Source organism: Butyrivibrio sp. MC2013, assembly GCF_000424585.1.
Classification (GTDB): Bacteria; Bacillota; Clostridia; order Lachnospirales; family Lachnospiraceae; genus Butyrivibrio.
Genome location: NZ_AUKE01000006.1, coordinates 49,913 through 67,960, shown reverse-complemented (window position 1 = coordinate 67,960; position 18,048 = coordinate 49,913). Strand labels below are relative to the sequence as shown.

Genomic DNA, 18,048 nt, shown 5'->3' with positions numbered 1-18,048 from the left:
TATGAGAATTGATAATGACACGGCTTTTTTAATATGCTATATTATCTTTTGACCGGGGAAACAAGGGTACACTAAGGTAGTGTACCTTTTTTCCTGCCCGGCGAAGGATTATTATGAAAAAGCATCAGACAGTCAGGATAATAGTTAATACACATAAGAAATACTGGATGCCCCACAGCCACATGTATATCCCCATGCATGTAGGCGCCTGCCTTGACAAGAACAAGTCAGGACAGCCTCTGGAGTTGGGTTACCAGAGAGATGACGAGGGTGAGAATATATCCGAAAAGAACCCTCTTTTTTGCGAGCTTACAGGACTTTATTGGGCATGGAAGAATCTGGATGCAGACTATATAGGTCTGTGCCACTACCGCAGATACTTTGGCGGATACCGTTCTTCCCGTAATCCCATGGGCAGGATCCTTTTAAGGCGTGAGCTGGAACCCATGCTGGGCAAGTACAGGGTATTTGTACCAAGCAAGAGACACTATGTGATAGAGTCTCTGTATTCACATTATCAGCATACTCACTATGTAGAGCATCTCTATGTAGCAAGGGGTATCATCTCACAGATGTATCCCGAATATATCGAGACATACGACAGGGTGCTGCGTCGGACCAGCGGCCACATGTTCAACATGATGATCATGGACAGAGAGCTCCTTGATGAGTACTGCACATGGCTCTTTAATATCCTTTTTGAGCTGGAGAAGAAGATCGATACCAGGCATATGTCTCATTTCCAGGGACGTTATTGCGGACGCGTGAGTGAGATCATTTTTAATGTATGGCTTGATTATCAGATCGAGACAGGCAGGATCAGCAGGGACGAGGTCAAGGTACTGCCTTATGTATATATGGAGAAGACTGACTGGCCCAAGAAGATCAGCAGATTCCTCAGAGCCAAGATCTTCCATGAGAAGTATGAAGTGTGATCTGTGCTGTAATGAGCAGTATCTGAGCAGGCAGCAGCTGATCGGATAAGAGTGACTGATTTGAAACTATCTACAGTAGGTGCGTTTAAGAATATAGGTTCATCAGGTACTGTGGTACTGGATGATGAGCAGCTTCGCGATCTGCAGAAGACTCTTAATGAGATCCTGGCGGATATCGTGGCTGTATGTGATGACAAGGGACTGACCTATACACTGGGAGGCGGCACCTGCCTGGGGGCTGTCCGTCATCATGGTTTTATCCCCTGGGATGATGATATAGATATCAATATTCCCAGAGCTGATTTTCAGGCTTTCAAGGACGCTTTCAGAGAGCGCTTTGGAGATAAATATTACCTTCATGCACCCGGGGACACCAAGGGCTACAATCTGCTCCTGTCCAGAGTAAGAAAGAAGGGTACCAGCCTGGTCACCAGGGAGGATTTTAATAATCCCGAGGCCGGAGCTTTTATAGATATTTTTGTTATTGAGAATACTTTTGACAATAAGCTGCTTCGTGCGATCCATGGAATAGGCTGCTATTTCTTTGGTTTTGCTGTTTCCTGCCGCAAGTTTTACAGGGACAGAAAGGGCTATATGATGGTCGCAGACAGAGCAGGGGACAGGGCATTGTCCCGGGTCTTTAGGTTCAAGATTGCCGTAGGGTGTCTTCTCAGCCTCATTTCCATGGACGGCTGGGTCAGGGCAGGCGATCGCTGGAACCGTCTGTGCAGGAACGATCGTTCCGCTCTGGTAACTGTACCTACAGGGCGTAAATTTTTCTGGGGTGAAATGTACAATAGGGAAGATATATGCGATACTGTGACCGAGCTTTATGATGGTCATGATTACAAGGTACCTGCGTCTACGGACAAGTATCTTCGCAATTTATACGGAGATTATATGCGTATTCCCGGTGCGGATGAGATTGAAAAGCATGTTTTCTTTGAGCCCTTTGACCTGGGCCATTGATCATGTATAGTATATAAAATAATCAAGATAACCCACCACCTTTTGGTGGTGGGAATATCTTGATTACGGGTGCGGGGGTATAAGCCTCGTACCCGTAGAACTGCGTCAGCAGTGATTTTATAACGAGCAAAAAGCGAAGCGTTTGCGAGTTTAACATTCGTAGCATGCTGCCTTTTCTTTTGGGCGGCCTGTGACTGCTCTGTTTATAGAAGAGCAAGATTAAGGAGGACTCTATGAATACTGCACTAATATTTGCGGGCGGTACCGGCAAGAGGATGAATTCCAAGGCTGTTCCCAAACAGTTCCTCATGCTCTATGGCAAGCCCCTTATCATCTATACACTGGAGAAGTTTGAGAATCATCCCGATATTGATGCTATTGTGATATCCTGTCTGGAATCCTGGATTCCCCAGATGAAGAATTATTGTGAGAAATATGACATAAGGAAGGTGAGGGCCATCGTGCCCGGAGGTGCTTCGGGACAGGAGTCAATATATAATGGCCTTAGGGCTGCTTCCTCTATAGGATCTGAGAAGGATATCGTGCTCATACATGACGGCGTAAGACCCCTTGTAGATCCCGGAACTATCTCAGCTGCAGTGAAATGCACACAGGAAAGCGGCAATGCCATCACTGTGACACCTGCTATAGAGACTATTTTCCTGGACAATGGCCAGGACGGCGAGGTTGGTCGTATAATAGACAGAAAGCAGTGCCTCATGGCCAGGGCTCCTCAGTGCTTCCATCTGGGAGATATACTTGCAGCCCATGAGAGGGCCAGGAGCGAGAAGATCGACAGCTTTATAGATTCAGCCAGCATGATGAAGCACTATGGCCACCGCCTCTATACAGTTGAGGGCAAGGCTGAGAATATCAAGATCACTACTCCGGTTGACTTTTATATGTTCAGAGCTATAATAGATGCTCGTGAGAACCAGCAGATATTCGGTCTGTAATACCAAAGACATGAAAGGACTAATATGCCTGTAGCAAAGATTATTCAGCGTAAAGCCAAGAGAATGTATCCTGCCGCTGTAGAAGGCAGATTTTTTAAGAGAATAGGGGTAGCCTGGAAGCAGACCAAGACCTGGGTGGACCGCAGGATCGGATATGAGAACAGGAAGATCCTCTCTGAGAATACACCTGTTGTGAACAATCAGATCATGTTCATCACCTTTAATCACAGCTATTCCTGCAATCCCAAGTATATCTGTGAGGAACTGATAAAGAGAAACGCCGATGTTCAGATCTACTGGGGCGTTACCAATATGAATACCAAGGGCTATGTGCCTGATCTTCCCAATGTACATGTTGTGAAGATGAACTCCTATGAGTATTTCCAGGCAGCTGTATCCTCCAAGGTCATCGTTATCAATTCACTTTTGGGAGACAAGTTCTATCCCTTCCCGGTGAAGAGAGAGCAGAGAGTATTTGAAACCTGGCACGGAAGTCTGGGTATCAAGAGATTTGACCTGGATCATTACAATACCAATCTCTCATGGCCCGAGGCTGCAGTCAGGACAGGTAAGCTGACCAATTACTGCATATCCAACTCGGATTTTGAAAATGATGTATTCAGAGAGACCTTCTGGCAAAAGACCAGGATATTGAAGCTGGGACATGCCAGAAACGATATCTTCTTTGATACCTATAAGGACAAGCGCGAGGCATGGAAGGCAGACTTTTATGACAAGTATGCCCTTGATCCTGATATAAAGCTGGCTCTTTATGCACCTACCTTCAGAGATACACACAATTTTGAAGTGTATGACCTGAATGCAGAGAAGGTAGTGGCAGCCCTGTCAGAACGTTTTGGCGGCGAGTGGAAGCTGCTTGTACGTTATCATGACAATGATAAGAAGAATGAGAAGACCAAGAACAAGTTGAAGAGCGACTGCGTCATCGACGTGACCGATCTTCCTGATATCCAGGAGCTGCTGTCATTTATCGACTGCGGTATCACAGACTATTCATCCTGGATATATGATTATATCCTTGCCAGAAAGCCCGGCTTTATATACGCAAGGGATATAGATCTATACAATAACGAAAGAGGCTTTTACTTCAAGCTTGAGGATACTCCTTTCCCTGTAGCAAGGGACAATGATGAGATGATCAGGAATATCCTGAGCTTTGATAAAGATGTTTTTGAAGAAAAAATATCAGAGTTCCTGTCAGATAAGGGCTGTATCGACGACGGACATGCTTCTGAAAGGATAGCGGATCATCTCTTGAAGCTGCTCAAATGATGGCGGCTCATACAGTCAGTACGAATGGGCGCAGTAAAAGGGGGAGAAATGGCAGGATCGAGATCCTGCGATTTCTCTTTGCTTTTATAGTCCTACTGCATCATTCAAGATTTCTTCTGGGCGATGATGATTGCTTTTTTCTGGGAGGATCTTTGGCTGTGGAATTCTTCTTTATAGTGTCAGGCTATCTTATGGCTACCAGTATGGAGAAGAAGTTAAGGACAGGTCCTGCAAATGATCTTGCTGGCGAAACAGGAAGCTTTATAAAGGGCAAGATCAGGGCGCTGATGCCTCTTTTCCCCATATCCTGGACCATAGGTCTTTTATTTGTGATAAGGGCCAGGAGGCTGGATGTATCAGCGGCTCTCACACTTATCAGAGAGACCGTGGGCGAGTGGACCCTGACCAAGATGGCAGGCTTTAATGCTGATAGCCTGGACGGAGTAGTGTGGTATATCTCTTCCATGCTCATATGCATGGCTATCCTTTATCCACTTCTTCGCAGTCATCATGCCATGATGCAGAGGGTCATATGCCCTTTGATGGCTATAGTACTCCTGGGCATTACTGATATGATCAGCGGCCATCCCAGGGATCCTTACAAGCTTTACGGATATATCTACAAGGGCAATATCAGGGCCATGGCTGAGCTTTCCATAGGAATATGGCTGTATCCCAGGGTGAAGGAGTTCTCAGAGAGAGCACTGTCCACAGCCGCCAGGATCGTCATAGAGATAGCAGAGTTTACGCTCTTTGGCGCACTTGTAGTTTATATGTATAATAACGGAGTAGGCGAAGCAGACTACTTTTACATAATAGTAATGACAGCGCTGGTGGGTCTTGCCTTTTCAGGGCAGGGTATATTGTCGGATATCCTGGATAACAGGGCGTCCTTTGCTCTTGGCAGCTTTAGCAGTGCCATGTATTTCTGCCACATATACTATGCTCAGAATCTGGATCATATCCTGAGTGATGACATAAGGCGCATACCCAGGATGCTCATATATATAGCTGTATCATTGGCTACTGCAGCAGCAGCTCATTTGCTTTCCGGACTTTGGCCGTCAGTAAGAGCTCTCTTTACAGCAGACACATCCAGAGCCAAACAGGTTGAATCATGAATAAAATAATCCATACTTATCAGAAGTACAGCTTCCTCTTTGAGGAGCTGGTCAAAAGAGATTTTAAACAAAAGTATAAGAGAAGCATTTTGGGAATGGGCTGGAGCATACTCTCACCCCTTCTCACTTTGCTGGTCATGTATATGGTCTTCTCCAACCTCTTTGGAGGCAGGATGGAGCATTATGTGATCTATCTGTTCAGTGGTCAGCTGGTGCTGTCCTATTACAAGGAATCCACCAAGAATGGCATGACCAGCCTTTTGAACAATTCCAAGATATTCTCCAAGATAAATGTGCCAAAGTATATGTTCCTCTTTTCCAAGAATGTATCTGCGCTGGTGAATTTCGGACTTACCCTTGGCGTATATTTTATCTTTTGTATATTTGACGGCATAGGATTTCATCCCAGGCAGTTCATGCTGGTCTTTCCCATACTCTGCCTTTTGGGGCTTAATATCGGTGTGGGCCTTATACTATCTGCCCTCTTTGTATTCTTTAGAGATATCAGATATCTATATGATGTACTGCTGACACTTCTGACCTATGTGTCTGCTATATTCTATACAGTTGACAGGTTCAGTCCTCTTGGCCAGAGACTCTTTTTGCTCAATCCTGTTTATGTCTACATCAAGTATTTCAGATGCATTATGATAGACGAACTGATACCGTCACCGGAGTATCACCTGCTCTGTATCTTTTATGCAGGCATATCTCTGCTAATAGGCGGATGGATATACAAGAAGTATAATCATGCATTCCTTTATTATCTGTGATCAGGGAGAAGAACCATGTCGGTTATAGAATGTGATAAAGTCAGCATCCGTTATATGACGGGCGACTTCAAGGCTATAGGCCTCAAAGAATATATTATCCGCCGCCTTAAGGGCAATTACCATGTGAAGGAATTCTGGGCGGACAAGGATATCAGCTTCAAGCTTGAAAAAGGCGATATGCTGGGCATCATAGGCTCCAACGGAGCAGGTAAGTCCACACTCTTAAAGGCGGTAACAGGTATCATGATCCCCACCAGCGGGAGCCTTAAGACCAAGGGACATATTGCTGCCCTTCTGGAACTGGCTTCGGGTTTTGACGGAGATATGACGGTACGAGAGAATACCTATCTCAGGGGAGCTCTCCTGGGTTATACCAGACAGTTCCTCAATGAGAAATATGATGAGATCATAAGCTTTGCGGAGCTTGAGGAATTTCAGGACTATGAGTTCAAGCAGCTCTCTTCAGGTATGAAGAGCAGGCTGGCGTTCTCTATCGCCTGCCTTGTAAATCCCGATATCATCATACTGGATGAGGTATTGTCTGTAGGTGATGGAGCCTTTAAGAAAAAATCAGGGGATAAGATGAAGCAGATCCTGGACAGCGGTGTTACAGGTCTTTTGGTCAGCCACTCCATCAGTCAGGTCAGGGATCTGTGCAACAAGATCTTGTGGCTTGATCATGGCAAGCAGGTGGCCTTTACTGATGATGTGGAGCACTACTGCGATGCATATGAGGAATTTCTCATGACCAAGAAGCTCCCCAAATCCCAAGCGGATATTGACAAATTGGCCCAGGGCTGGCAAAAGCGCCAGGAAGAAGAGCGCCGCAAAAAGGAAGAAGCTAAAGCAAAGAAGTCATAAATATACATAGCGGAGGTGCAGAGTGTCTCTGTATTCAGAAGGAAGCATACTGGAAGAGGACTTAAAGGAAATAGCAAATTGGGAGAAGCTTCCCATAGCTGAGCTTGAAGGAAGTGACATTGTCATTAGCGGAGCTACGGGACTGATAGGTTCACTTCTTGTCAGGAGCCTTGCAGCCATCAATGATATGAGGGCTGCTGATATCCATATATATGCCATGGCAAGGAATGAAGACAAATTCCGTTCTATATACGGCGAGGCATTTGAGAGAAAGGATCTGAGCCTTGTGCTGTCAGATCTGACCGACAAGAAAGGGACTATAGATGTTCTTTCTTCTGCCCTTAAAGGCAGGGATGATTCCAGAGCCCTATATTATTTTCACTGCGCTGCAGTAACAACTTCCAGGACTATGGTTGAAAAGCCTGTTGATACTATAAGGGCTGCTATAGACGGTACTGAAGCGATGCTGGAATCGGCTCATGATAATAACGCTACAGCATTTGTATATATTTCCTCTATGGAAGTATATGGCACTATGGATAGTGACAAGCCTGTGACTGAAGAATGCATGGGATATGTGGATCCTCTCAAGATCAGGAGCAATTATCCTCTTACCAAGCGCATGTGTGAGAATCTCTGCGTGGCATATTCATCCCAGTACGGCCTTGATGTGAAGATAGCAAGACTGGCCCAGACCTTTGGCGCCGGAGTGCTGCCCGGGGAGAACAGAGTCTTTGCCCAGTTTGCAAGGAGCGTGATCAGAAAGGAAAACATCGTCCTCCATACAAGGGGGCTTTCTGAGGGCAATTATTGCTACAGTGCAGATGTGGTAAGAGGCCTTTTGACCATAGCAGTAAAAGGTGATAACGGGCAGGCTTACAATGTTTGCAACGAAGAAAGCCATACAACCATAGCGGCTATGGCAGAGATGGTAGCTGACAAGCTCTCCGGTGGCATTATCAGGATCATTTATGATATTCCTGAAGATAATGTATATGGATATGCAGGGGATGTGCGGCTGAGGCTCTCCTCCTCAAAACTTGAGGGACTGGGCTGGAAACCTGTATACGGCCTTGCGGATAGTTATAGACGCCTTATCGAATATCTTTTGGAAGTGGGAGAAGTGTGAACATAAGCCCTTAGTTCTGGTAAGAAAAAGCCTCAGAGGCGCTTTGATGCTTGATTGTACGCTAAAAGACCATGGTATTCAAAAATACCCCGAAATATGATGTTTTACATGATATGCATAATGTTAAAGTATAGCCATAGATATGTGTTATTATGTGAAAAATGGTTCAGGATTCATTGGGGCAAACGGAGAACACAGAGGAAGGGTGTGAATCCATGGGAATGCATAAGTTGAATGACAGCCAGGGCGGCAAGGCCACCTTTATTGTTGACATCCAACATCAACAGAATGGTACATGGCAGGGTAAGGTGACCTGGGCTGATAACGGCAGGAAGGAGACCTTCAGAAGCGCACTTGAACTACTGAAGTTAATGGATGGAGCTATTAATGAAGAGAATAGTGAAATAGCGGATTCATCTACTTTATAAAGGGCTAATTAATGGAAAAGATTCAAAAGCAATTATTTGCTCCGAATCTGATATGTATAGGTATTGATGGCAATGCTAACGGTGATTTCTACGGTCGAATGTGGGATCCCTATACGGATGAGCCTCGCAGGTTCGTTGGGACCAACGACATGCTGATCACTATGGATAATCTTTATGATTCATGGGATTATCCCCAGAGCGCGATCAATATGAGGAGCTTCAGAAAGGACGGAAAGGACAGAACTTCTGAAGATATAGATATCAGAAACGGCAGCTTTAAAGAGAAAATAGAACGTCTCATGGAAAACCGTGGCGATGAAGCAACCTTTATCATCCAGGTAAAGTACCGTCAGCGTGCTACCTGGCAGGGTCAGTTCGTATGGGCAGAGAAGGACCAGTGCAGAGATTTTGAGAGTGCATGGGAGCTTATACGTATGATGGATGAAGATATGGGCGCGGCGTGGGAACCGTGATACTCATATATAAGATTGGATGATCCGTGAGGAGATTCTGATCCGGCAAGGATGAGCATTATTATTTGGATTCCGCTTATTCTTGTGTCGTGTGAGGGTTAAAAGAGGAATTCAGGGGGGTTAGCATGTACCAGACAGCGCTTTGCGTGGTCTGGTATCTTTGCGTTTAGGGCTTTCTTTCGTATCTCCATCGATGATTTGTGGTATAATTTCTATATTGCGCAGATTAAAGAATTCACCATATATGAAAGGGTAGTTATGTCTAGCGATTACAATATCGATCGTATAATCAAGACGATCTTTCAAGACTACGACAGGAAGCGGGATATCGATCATATGGATGTTTTTAACCAACCTGATATAAGGGCGGTTGAGAATATCACTGTCAAGCTTCTCAATATTATTTTTCCCGGATATTACAGAGATCACGTATACAAGAGCTTTAATAACCGTAACAGGATATCTGTGCTCATAGAGGACGTGATATATAACCTGGAGAAACAGATCACCACGGCGCTGAATTACAGTGAGGATTATGCAGGTACTGAAGAGAGTGTCCGCAAGGAAGCTGCCAGGAAGCTTAGCAGCGAATTTGGTATGAGGATACCTCATATCAGGGAGTTTGTAGACACAGATGTGCAGGCTACTTATGATGGCGATCCTGCAGCTCTTGGCAAGGAAGAGATCATCCTGTGTTATCCGGGCCTGTTGGCTACCACTATCAACAGGATAGCTCACGAGCTCTATCTCCTTCAGGTGCCCCTTATCCCCAGGATGATGACTGAGTATGCTCACAGCCGTACAGGTATTGATATCAATCCGGGTGCCAATATTGGCAAGTACTTTATGATCGACCACGGTACAGGCGTGGTCATAGGTGAGACCTCGGTGATCGGCGAGCATGTCAAGGTATATCAGGGTGTGACTATTGGTGCACTCTCTACCAGGGGCGGACAGACTCTTCGAGGAGTGAAGAGGCATCCCACAATTGAAGATAATGTCACCCTCTATTCCGGTGCTTCCATTTTGGGAGGAGAGACAGTGATAGGTCACGATTCCGTGATAGGCTCCAACTGCTTTATCACCACTTCCGTGCCGGATAATACCAGGGTGTCCATCAGAGGCCAGGAACTGATTTATAAGGGAAGCGACGGCGTGATGAAGAGTCCTGATGAATTCAGTCAGAATGACTGGCTGTGTAAGGATTGCTGCAAGGAATAAAAGCATATATAAATATACTGACATACAACAGAGGTTAATATGGATAAGATCACAAAGGGGATGCTGGACTATGTATGGAAGTCCTGCTCTCCATATCATGCGGTTAATAATCTGATAACAGAGCTTGATAAAAAAGGCTTTATCAGGCTTGAAGAGGCAGATGCCTGGAAGCTGAAGGCTGGCGGCAGATATTATGTCACAAGAAACGGCTCTGCTATTATTTCATTTAAGGTGCCCGGTAAAGATTATAAGGGCTTTTTGATGACAGCATCACATTCTGATTCTCCGTCTTTTAAGATCAAAGAGAATCCTGAGCTGAGGAGAATGGATGCATATGTAAGCCTGAATGTGGAAGGCTACGGCGGAATGCTGGATGGACCCTGGTTTGACAGGCCTCTGTCAGTGGCAGGACGTGTATATGTTAAGGGAAGAGGCAGCAGCATCAATATGAAGCTGGTCAATGTGGACAAGGACCTTGTCATGATGCCTTCCCTGGCTATCCATATGAATAGGGAAGCCAATAAAGGCTACAGTTTCAATGCCCAAAAGGATATGATACCTTTGTATGGAAGCGCGGATGCTCCTGCTTTTATGGAGACAATAGCTGAGGTGGCAGGTGTTAAGGCATCCTCTATACTGGGAAGCGATCTCTTTCTCTATAACAGAGTGGCCCCCAGTGTCTGGGGAGCATCCAGCGAATATATATCAGCATCAAGACTGGATGATCTGGAATGTGTCTATACCACCTTCAGAGGTTTTATGGAAGCTGAAAACGATAAGTATGTATGCCTTCATTGTGTATTTGATAATGAGGAAGTAGGAAGTGGTACCAGACAGGGAGCAGCTTCTACATTCCTGAAGGACACTCTTATCAGGATCGGTGACAGTATGGGCAGGAGCAGTGAAGATTATTACAGGTCCATAGCAGGCAGCTTTATGCTCTCAGCAGATAATGCTCATGCAGTACATCCCAATTATTCAGACAAAGCCGATCCTGTTAACAGGCCCTTTATGAACAAGGGTATAGTCATTAAATATAATGCAAATCAGAGGTATACAACTGACGGCGCGTCTGAGGCTGTTTTAAAATATATTTTGAATAAAGCCGGTATTCCTTATCAGGCATTTACCAACAGGAGTGATATGCCCGGGGGTTCCACTCTCGGAAATATCTCCAGTACTCAGATCCCTGTCAGGACTGTGGATATCGGACTTGCTCAGCTGGCTATGCACTCACCTTATGAGACAGCAGGAGCTCTGGATCCTTCATTTATGGCCAGGGGAGCAGAGGCTTTTTACCGCTCTGATGTTAGTTTGCGTACGCAATTATAATAAAGTATAATCAAATCATATTCATGAAAGGACTACAGCTTGGGACCTGTAAATGTCTGACAGCTGAAGGGGAAAGTATATCGATGGGATTTTTAGATCTGTTTGGGGGGAAGAAAAAAGAAGCTGAGGCTCAGAAAGAGGCTCAGGAAAAGAAGGAAGCCGAGGCAAAGAGCCTTGTTGAAAGACAGAAGGCTTCACATGAAGGGCTGGGATGGCCAAAGCCCATGCCTATATCAAGGATCAAGACCGAAGGCAGCAGCGTGGAGGTCATGGATGATCCTATAAGCGAAGAGAGAAAGGAAGAGATTGGACAGATGATCTTTGAGGAGAAGATCAGTTATGAGACTATCCGCTTCCTGTCTCTTCCTGAATTGCTATTTGTTCTCACAGCTTTGGAATATTATAACTCCAAGGAAAAGCTGGAGAATTTCTCTGAGAATCACAGAACACTTTATAATGAACTGCTGGGCAGGATCAGAAATGCCGAGAATATATATTGCCTGTATGATGCAGCTACAAGTTATCCTTTTGTTGATAATGGATTTGCATATATTTACCTGGAGAAGGATCTGGCTGAAAAGGTCTCTGAAGCATACAGGCGCCAGTACAGAAAGATCGATGTCAAGGAATGTCCTGCTCATCCGGAAGGCGCAGGAGCTGAATCCAAGGGCTTCTTTGATTTCCTTTATTATCTGGGTATCGAGAAGATCGTCATTGATAATGGCAGATACAAGGCAAGGTTCTCCAGGAGCGAGATCGTGGCTCCTCCGTCAGTTATAGGCGGAGATGACAAGATGAATCCCGTCAATCCTGCTCTTAGACTGGCTATGCTGGATTTTCTTTCAGAGCTTCGCTGGCCGGTTAAATATGAGAAGAGAAATGAGAACCTGGCTCAGAAGAATGGCAAGATGATGACATTGGCAGCTTCTGCCAAGTTTATCGTTCCCCTGCAGTATGAGGGTAAAGCTGATTTTACCCCGGATGGCAAGGTGAAGTTTGATGCATCCACCAAACTCAGATTCCCTATCATGAAGCTCAAGAATGGTATGGTGATGCTTCCTGTATTTACGGATGGCTTTGAGTTTGGCAAGAGATTTGGTAAGGATGGATTCCAGGGAGGAATATTTGGCTTTGGTGAGATCCTTCGCTTTATCCAGGACAAGGACGGCATAGCCATTAACCCCATGGGAGAGAATATACTGGTACAAAAGGATAATATGGCTATGGTATATGCCAGCTCCATGGCATCCAATAAGAGCAAGATCCTGAATACTGCTCCAAAGAAGCCTATGTCACAGGCGGATATGATAAAGAGAGCCAGCGCCGAAGATGTAGCAGGCAAGATAATACAGATGCCCCTTCCCAAAGCTTCCGAAGACAAAAAGGAAGATGCAGATGAGGGTAATGATAACAACTAAATAAGCCGATAATAATTGAGGGTGCAGCTAGTACATTAAGGAAGGCGGAGATTATGTTTGACAGGTTAATGGGCAATTTCCTCATAAGCCGAGATAAGATCACAGACAATCAGCTTGAAAGAGTGTATGAGCTCCAGGGAAGAAGCAGAGCCAGGCTGGGTGTCATAGCCGTTACCGAACATCTTATGACAATACCGCAGGCAGAGGAGATCAATTCGCTTCAGGCGGCCCACGACAAGCGTTTTGGTGATCTTGCTGTGGAGAAAGGTTATCTGACAGAAAGTCAAGTGGAGAGACTGCTTGAGCGTCAGGGCAATGAATATATGTCCTTTTGTCAGGCTATCGTCGATAGCGGTATCATGACTTTGGATGATATTTATGCCGAGACTCACGCCTATCAGATTCAAAACGGACTTATGGAGTCTGAGATGGAAGCCCTCAGAAACAATGATCTGGACAGGATAGTCCCTATCTTTGCCAAGGACGCTGATGATGATATCAGGCGTCTGTTCACCATCGCCATCAAGACTATATACAGACTTCTGGATCCCCACATCAGCATAGGTTATATGACAAAGAAGTCATCAGTGACCGGTGAATGTGTGGGATATCAGGCAATGACAGGCGGCTCGGGACTTATGACATCAGTGTCAGGTTCTTATCAGGATCTCCAAAGTGCTGCAATGCTCTATACCAAGGAAGAGTTCCTGGAGACCAGAGAGGATGTAATGGATGCCCTCTGTGAACTTATCAACTGTATTAATGGACTCTATGCAACAGAAGTTAGTACAGAGACTCTTCTTGTTGAGCTGGAACCGCCGATATATAAAACGACATTTGCTAATATTGTATCAACAGATATTTGTTCATTACCTTTGCAAGTTGGGAATGCTAATATATTCCTTAATATCTCCAAGGCTGAAGCAACCGAGCTGCATTGATAATAATAGTGTACATGGAGGAAAGCTATGGCGAATATACTGATTGTAGATGATTCAAGGACGTCCAGAAGAGTGCTTAGAGATATCCTCGAGAGAGGTGGACATTCGGTTGTTGGAGAAGCTGTTAATGGCAGGGAAGGAGCTGATCTTTATAACAATCTTAAGCCCGACCTTGTAACCATGGATATTACAATGCCAGAGATGGATGGTATCGAGTCTCTCAAGGTGATCATATCCAATGATCCCCATGCCAAAGTCGTCATGGTGACTGCTGCAAATCAGAAGCAGAAGATGATGGAAGCTTTGAAGATAGGCGCTGTGGAATTCATAGCCAAACCCCTTGATGAAAATGCTATTATCAAGACCATCGATGAAGTAAGTGAAAAAAAGACATGAAAAAACATGTGACAGATGTGTCATATAAGATCGCAATAGACTATTGTAAGTGACTTTCTGAAATACGTATGCACTGCATGCCCTAGAGAAAAGATGAGTCAAATAATTTAAGAGGATGCTCGAGGCATCCTCTTTTTATAGTTCTATTAAAAATATCAGCAAAGAGACTCGTGTGAGTATCAGGTCCAGCCGCCGTCCATAGTAATGACCTGACCGGTCAAATATACGGGACTATGGAGGATGTTAATAACAAGCTCAGCGACTTCGGTAGGACTGCAGAGCCTTCCTGCGGGGATTTCTATAACAAGCTGATCCAGATCCTCCTTGGAGAGATGATCTCTGTTCATATCGGTGTCCACCACGCCGCAGGCTATGGCATTGACGGCTATATTTGAGGGAGCCAGTTCCTTCGCCAGGGCTCTGGTAAAGGCATTGACTCCGCCCTTACTGGCAGAATAGGCCACTTCCGTAGAAGCTCCCACATTACCCCAGACAGAAGAGATGTTGATGATCCTGCCTTCGCCCTCGCGGAGCATAAGGGGGATGGCAAGTCTGGAACTATTATATATAGAAGTAAGATTGGTCCTGATCACATCATCCCACTCAGAAGGTGTCATATCCGTAAGGAGTCCAAGCCAGGCGATGCCTGTGTTGTTGATGACTCCGTCAAGCCTTGCGATCTGATTAAAGAGTTTCTCCACATCTGCGTAGTTGCCTGCGTCACACTGAATGGGAATGCACTTGACTGAGTGAGTCAATGACAATTCAAAGGCAAATTTACTCAGTTCATCAATATTATTTCTGCATGTGATATAGAGGTTATTGCCATCGGTGGCCAGTCTCTTTGCTATGGCTCTTCCAATCCCTCTTGATGCGCCTGTGATCAGATATGTTTTATCCATACTTTTCCTTTTGTGATATATTGTTCGTTTTAGATCATATTTTCTTTATTCATATTGATATATAATATAGAAAGTGTCAAATCATTTACTGTTCATGAGCTGCTGCGGGTGAACAGCAAATATCATTTATTTATTGTTCATCTGCCACCGGGGCATGAATGGTAAATATCAATCTAAAATAATCTTGCACACAATTAAAAGTTGTGTTATATTAAATTGTGCAAAATACAAAATATAGGCTGTTATTACATTCATATAAAGAAGGAGGCGTTATCATGTACGATACCATCATAGTAGGAAGCGGACCTGCAGGTCTCTCTGCAGCTATCTATGCCAAAAGGGCAGGGCTGTCCATGCTGGTGATAGAGAAGAATCCTGTATCCGGAGGACAGGTACTCAATACATATGAAGTAGATAATTACCCCGGGCTTCCTGGGATCAACGGTTTTGATCTGGGTATGAAATTCAGAGAACATGCTGATGCTCAGGGCGCCGAATTTGCAGACGGAGCTGTAACTGCTGTAAAGATAAAGGATCCCGGATCTGACAGCAAGGCTCCTGTATTTGAGATTGAGACTAGCGCTGCAAAGTATGAATCAAAGACTGTGATCATCGCATCAGGAGCTCTTCACAGTAAGCTGGGCGTAGCAGGAGAAGAGGAATTCTCCGGAAGAGGCGTATCTTATTGTGCAACCTGTGACGGCGCTTTCTTCAGGGGTAAGACCGCCATTGTGGTAGGCGGAGGTGATGTTGCTGTTGAGGATGCTATATTCCTGGCAAGAGGCTGCAGCAAGGTATACCTGGTACACAGAAGGCATGAGCTTAGGGCTACCAGGATCCTTCAGGATGAGCTTATGAGCCTGCCTAATGTGGAAATAATATGGGACAGCATTGTTACGGAAATTGTAGGAGATAATGCTGTTACAGGAGCCCGCATCCAAAATGTACAGACAAAAGAGACAACTCTTGTAGATACAGCAGCAGTCTTTATTGCAGTAGGTATCAACCCTGATACACAGCAGTTTGAAGGACTGGTTGATATGGATGATAAGGGATATATAACAGCTCCCGAAAGCTGTGCTACATCAGTTCCCGGCATTTTTGCAGCGGGAGATGCAAGAGGCAAGCGCCTTAGACAAATTGTTACAGCTGTAGCGGACGGCGCTAATGCAGTTACATCGGTACAGGATTTTCTTGTGGGTAAATCGTAACATTTGACTTTTATAAATTATCCCCACAATTATAAAATTATCATAAAAGTGGCGGGAGTTATCTGACAACTCCCGCCCTCTTTATTGCTGCTAGACAAAATAGCAGGCATAACTTTCGCTATTTTGTGCACTTTTTTGGGTTAAGAATATTTAATACCTTAAAAATGAATGCAGTATTGACAAAACTGTCTCCTGATAGTATATTTGAAAATGTGTAACAAATTCGTAACAATAGCATGGAGGTCCAAATTGAAGAATACCGGAATGCGGCTGATGGCTCTTTCAGTTACAGCCGTTGTAACATTTACCAGTATGAATATGCAGTCTTTGGCAGCCACGTCGAAGGTTACAAGCGTCCTTCCCTCAGCGGGTATCGGATTCGAGCTTGCATCTGAACAGTTATCACTGGCAGAGCTTCAGGAGAGCGTATCTCCCTCAGAAGGAACATCTGTATTTGGTAATTCGGCTGCATCAGTAGCATCCACCCAGAGTGGCAAGAGGATTTTTGAGACCGCATCTCTCACATCCAGAGTGGATGAAGAAGTGCTCAGCGATATCACTAAGGCTACCGGAGCAACAACATCTTCCGGTGAAGATGGAGATTCTGAAGAGGAATCCTTTAGCAACCTGGTTATCGCACAGGTTAATGATTACGTTAATGTCAGAAGCGGCCCCGGCGAGGACAATGAGATCCTGGGTAAGCTTTATAACAATTCAGTAGGAACCTTTATCGAAGAGGAGAACGGATGGTACAAGATCAAGTCCGGTTCCGTAGAAGGATATGTTAAGGGTGAGTACTGTGTAACGGGGAAGGGCGCCGTTGAACTGGCTCCCAAGGTTGGAACACGTATAGCTACGGTCACAACTACTACTCTTAAGGTTAGAGAAGAAGCTGGAACAGATTCCATCGTTCTGGGCCTGGTTCCCATCGAAGACGAGCTTGTTGTCAAGGAAGAGCTTGACGGATGGGTAAAGGTTGAGATTGAGGAAGGTGAAGGATACGTATCTACTGATTATGTAACACTTTCCACAGAGTTCGTAGAAGCTGAGTCCAAGGCAGAAGAAGAAGCCAGGCTTGCAGCTGAGGAAGCAGCAAAGGCTGCAGCCAGAGCAGCAGCAAGTTCAGGTACTTCCAAGAAGTCCGGCAGCAAGAGCGTGAAGAGTGCTGAGTCCTATACAACACAGTCCAGCTCCATCGGTGATGCTGTAGCAAGCTTTGCTCTTCAGTTTGTAGGCAATCCTTACGTATATGGCGGAACCAGTCTTACCAACGGTGCTGACTGTTCAGGATTTGTAATGAGTGTATATGCTAACTTTGGTGTAAGCCTTCCTCATTCTTCAGCAGCCGACAGAAACGTTGGTGCAGCAGTTGACGGACTTGCCAATGCACAGCCCGGTGACCTTATCTGCTACTCAGGTCACGTAGCTCTTTACATTGGTGGTGGTCAGATTGTACATGCATCCACATCCAAGACAGGTATCATCGTATCAAATGCTAACTACAGAACACCTCTGGCAGTTCGCAGAATCTTCTGATGATAATATGAATTCCTGATCAGACAGGTTATTTGCTTCCTTTATTGGAATTATTGATCAAGGTAGATATTTATGACAGCAGTCCTTGTTATGAGGGCTGTTGTTTTTTGCGTCCTGATAAAGGCAAGTATTTTTTTGGGGGGCAGGATGAAT

At 45.0% G+C, this 18,048-nt stretch carries 18 protein-coding genes; 17 read left to right on the top strand and 1 reads right to left on the bottom strand.

Annotated elements, in window-relative coordinates; genetic code table 11:
* Positions 1-113: 113 nt before the first annotated feature.
* The 15 genes from G636_RS0104035 to G636_RS0103965 all read left to right on the top strand — a co-directional run bounded on the left by G636_RS0104035 (position 114) and on the right by G636_RS0103965 (position 14,246).
* The gene (locus G636_RS0104035) at positions 114-935 is read left to right on the top strand and encodes a DUF4422 domain-containing protein (protein WP_026506982.1); all 822 of its coding nucleotides are present in this window, start codon (positions 114-116) and stop codon (positions 933-935) included.
* Positions 936-995: 60 nt separating this feature from the next.
* The gene (locus G636_RS0104030) at positions 996-1,904 is read left to right on the top strand and encodes a LicD family protein (RefSeq protein ID WP_026506981.1); all 909 of its coding nucleotides are present in this window, start codon (positions 996-998) and stop codon (positions 1,902-1,904) included.
* A gap of 233 nt (positions 1,905-2,137) precedes the next feature.
* Positions 2,138-2,860, top strand: coding sequence for a 2-C-methyl-D-erythritol 4-phosphate cytidylyltransferase (gene ispD / locus G636_RS0104025; RefSeq protein WP_026506980.1), 723 nt, complete (start codon positions 2,138-2,140; stop codon positions 2,858-2,860).
* 24 nt (positions 2,861-2,884) lie between these two features.
* Positions 2,885-4,153, top strand: coding sequence for a CDP-glycerol glycerophosphotransferase family protein (locus G636_RS0104020; RefSeq protein WP_026506979.1), 1,269 nt, complete (start codon positions 2,885-2,887; stop codon positions 4,151-4,153).
* Positions 4,153-5,274, top strand: coding sequence for an acyltransferase family protein (locus G636_RS0104015; RefSeq protein WP_196803027.1), 1,122 nt, complete (start codon positions 4,153-4,155; stop codon positions 5,272-5,274). Before G636_RS0104020 ends, G636_RS0104015 begins: the two co-directional genes overlap by 1 nt.
* The gene (locus G636_RS0104010) at positions 5,271-6,047 is read left to right on the top strand and encodes an ABC transporter permease (RefSeq protein ID WP_026506977.1); all 777 of its coding nucleotides are present in this window, start codon (positions 5,271-5,273) and stop codon (positions 6,045-6,047) included. The genes G636_RS0104015 and G636_RS0104010 overlap by 4 nt, the downstream gene beginning before the upstream one ends.
* 15 nt (positions 6,048-6,062) lie before the next feature.
* Positions 6,063-6,908, top strand: coding sequence for an ABC transporter ATP-binding protein (locus tag G636_RS17215; protein WP_081668254.1), 846 nt, complete (start codon positions 6,063-6,065; stop codon positions 6,906-6,908).
* A 22-nt stretch (positions 6,909-6,930) separates the two neighbouring features.
* On the top strand, positions 6,931-8,037 hold the full coding sequence (locus G636_RS0104000) for an NAD-dependent epimerase/dehydratase family protein (RefSeq protein ID WP_026506976.1): 1,107 nt from the start codon (positions 6,931-6,933) through the stop codon (positions 8,035-8,037).
* 215 nt (positions 8,038-8,252) lie between these two features.
* Entirely contained in the window at positions 8,253-8,465 is a 213-nt protein-coding gene (locus G636_RS0103995) for a hypothetical protein (protein WP_242826913.1), read from the top strand.
* An 11-nt stretch (positions 8,466-8,476) separates the two neighbouring features.
* Positions 8,477-8,938 carry a hypothetical protein gene (locus G636_RS0103990; protein WP_026506974.1) on the top strand — a complete coding sequence of 154 codons (462 nt, stop codon included), beginning with the start codon at positions 8,477-8,479 and terminating at the stop codon, positions 8,936-8,938.
* 258 nt (positions 8,939-9,196) lie between these two features.
* Positions 9,197-10,159 carry a serine O-acetyltransferase gene (locus tag G636_RS17210; protein WP_051226485.1) on the top strand — a complete coding sequence of 321 codons (963 nt, stop codon included), beginning with the start codon at positions 9,197-9,199 and terminating at the stop codon, positions 10,157-10,159.
* A gap of 39 nt (positions 10,160-10,198) precedes the next feature.
* A complete protein-coding gene (locus tag G636_RS0103980; RefSeq protein ID WP_026506973.1) occupies positions 10,199-11,491 on the top strand; it encodes a M18 family aminopeptidase in 1,293 nt (430 codons plus the stop codon).
* Positions 11,492-11,574: 83 nt separating this feature from the next.
* Entirely contained in the window at positions 11,575-12,909 is a 1,335-nt protein-coding gene (locus G636_RS0103975) for an SseB family protein (protein WP_026506972.1), read from the top strand.
* A gap of 53 nt (positions 12,910-12,962) precedes the next feature.
* Entirely contained in the window at positions 12,963-13,850 is an 888-nt protein-coding gene (locus G636_RS0103970; protein ID WP_026506971.1) for a hypothetical protein, read from the top strand.
* 27 nt (positions 13,851-13,877) lie between these two features.
* Positions 13,878-14,246: a response regulator gene (locus tag G636_RS0103965; protein WP_026506970.1), complete on the top strand. Its 369-nt coding sequence runs from the start codon at positions 13,878-13,880 to the stop codon at positions 14,244-14,246.
* Positions 14,247-14,425: 179 nt separating this feature from the next.
* Here G636_RS0103965 and ymfI read toward each other — a convergent pair whose 3' ends face one another.
* Positions 14,426-15,148: an elongation factor P 5-aminopentanone reductase gene (gene ymfI / locus G636_RS0103960; protein WP_026506969.1), complete on the bottom strand. Its 723-nt coding sequence runs from the start codon at positions 15,146-15,148 to the stop codon at positions 14,426-14,428.
* Between the two features lie 275 nt (positions 15,149-15,423).
* Here ymfI and trxB point away from each other — a divergent pair, with 275 nt between their 5' ends.
* Positions 15,424-16,359 (top strand): thioredoxin-disulfide reductase, encoded by a 936-nt coding sequence (trxB, locus tag G636_RS0103955; RefSeq protein ID WP_026506968.1) that lies wholly within the window; start codon positions 15,424-15,426, stop codon positions 16,357-16,359.
* A gap of 249 nt (positions 16,360-16,608) precedes the next feature.
* Positions 16,609-17,895 (top strand): C40 family peptidase, encoded by a 1,287-nt coding sequence (locus tag G636_RS0103950; protein WP_026506967.1) that lies wholly within the window; start codon positions 16,609-16,611, stop codon positions 17,893-17,895.
* Positions 17,896-18,048 lie beyond the last annotated feature (153 nt).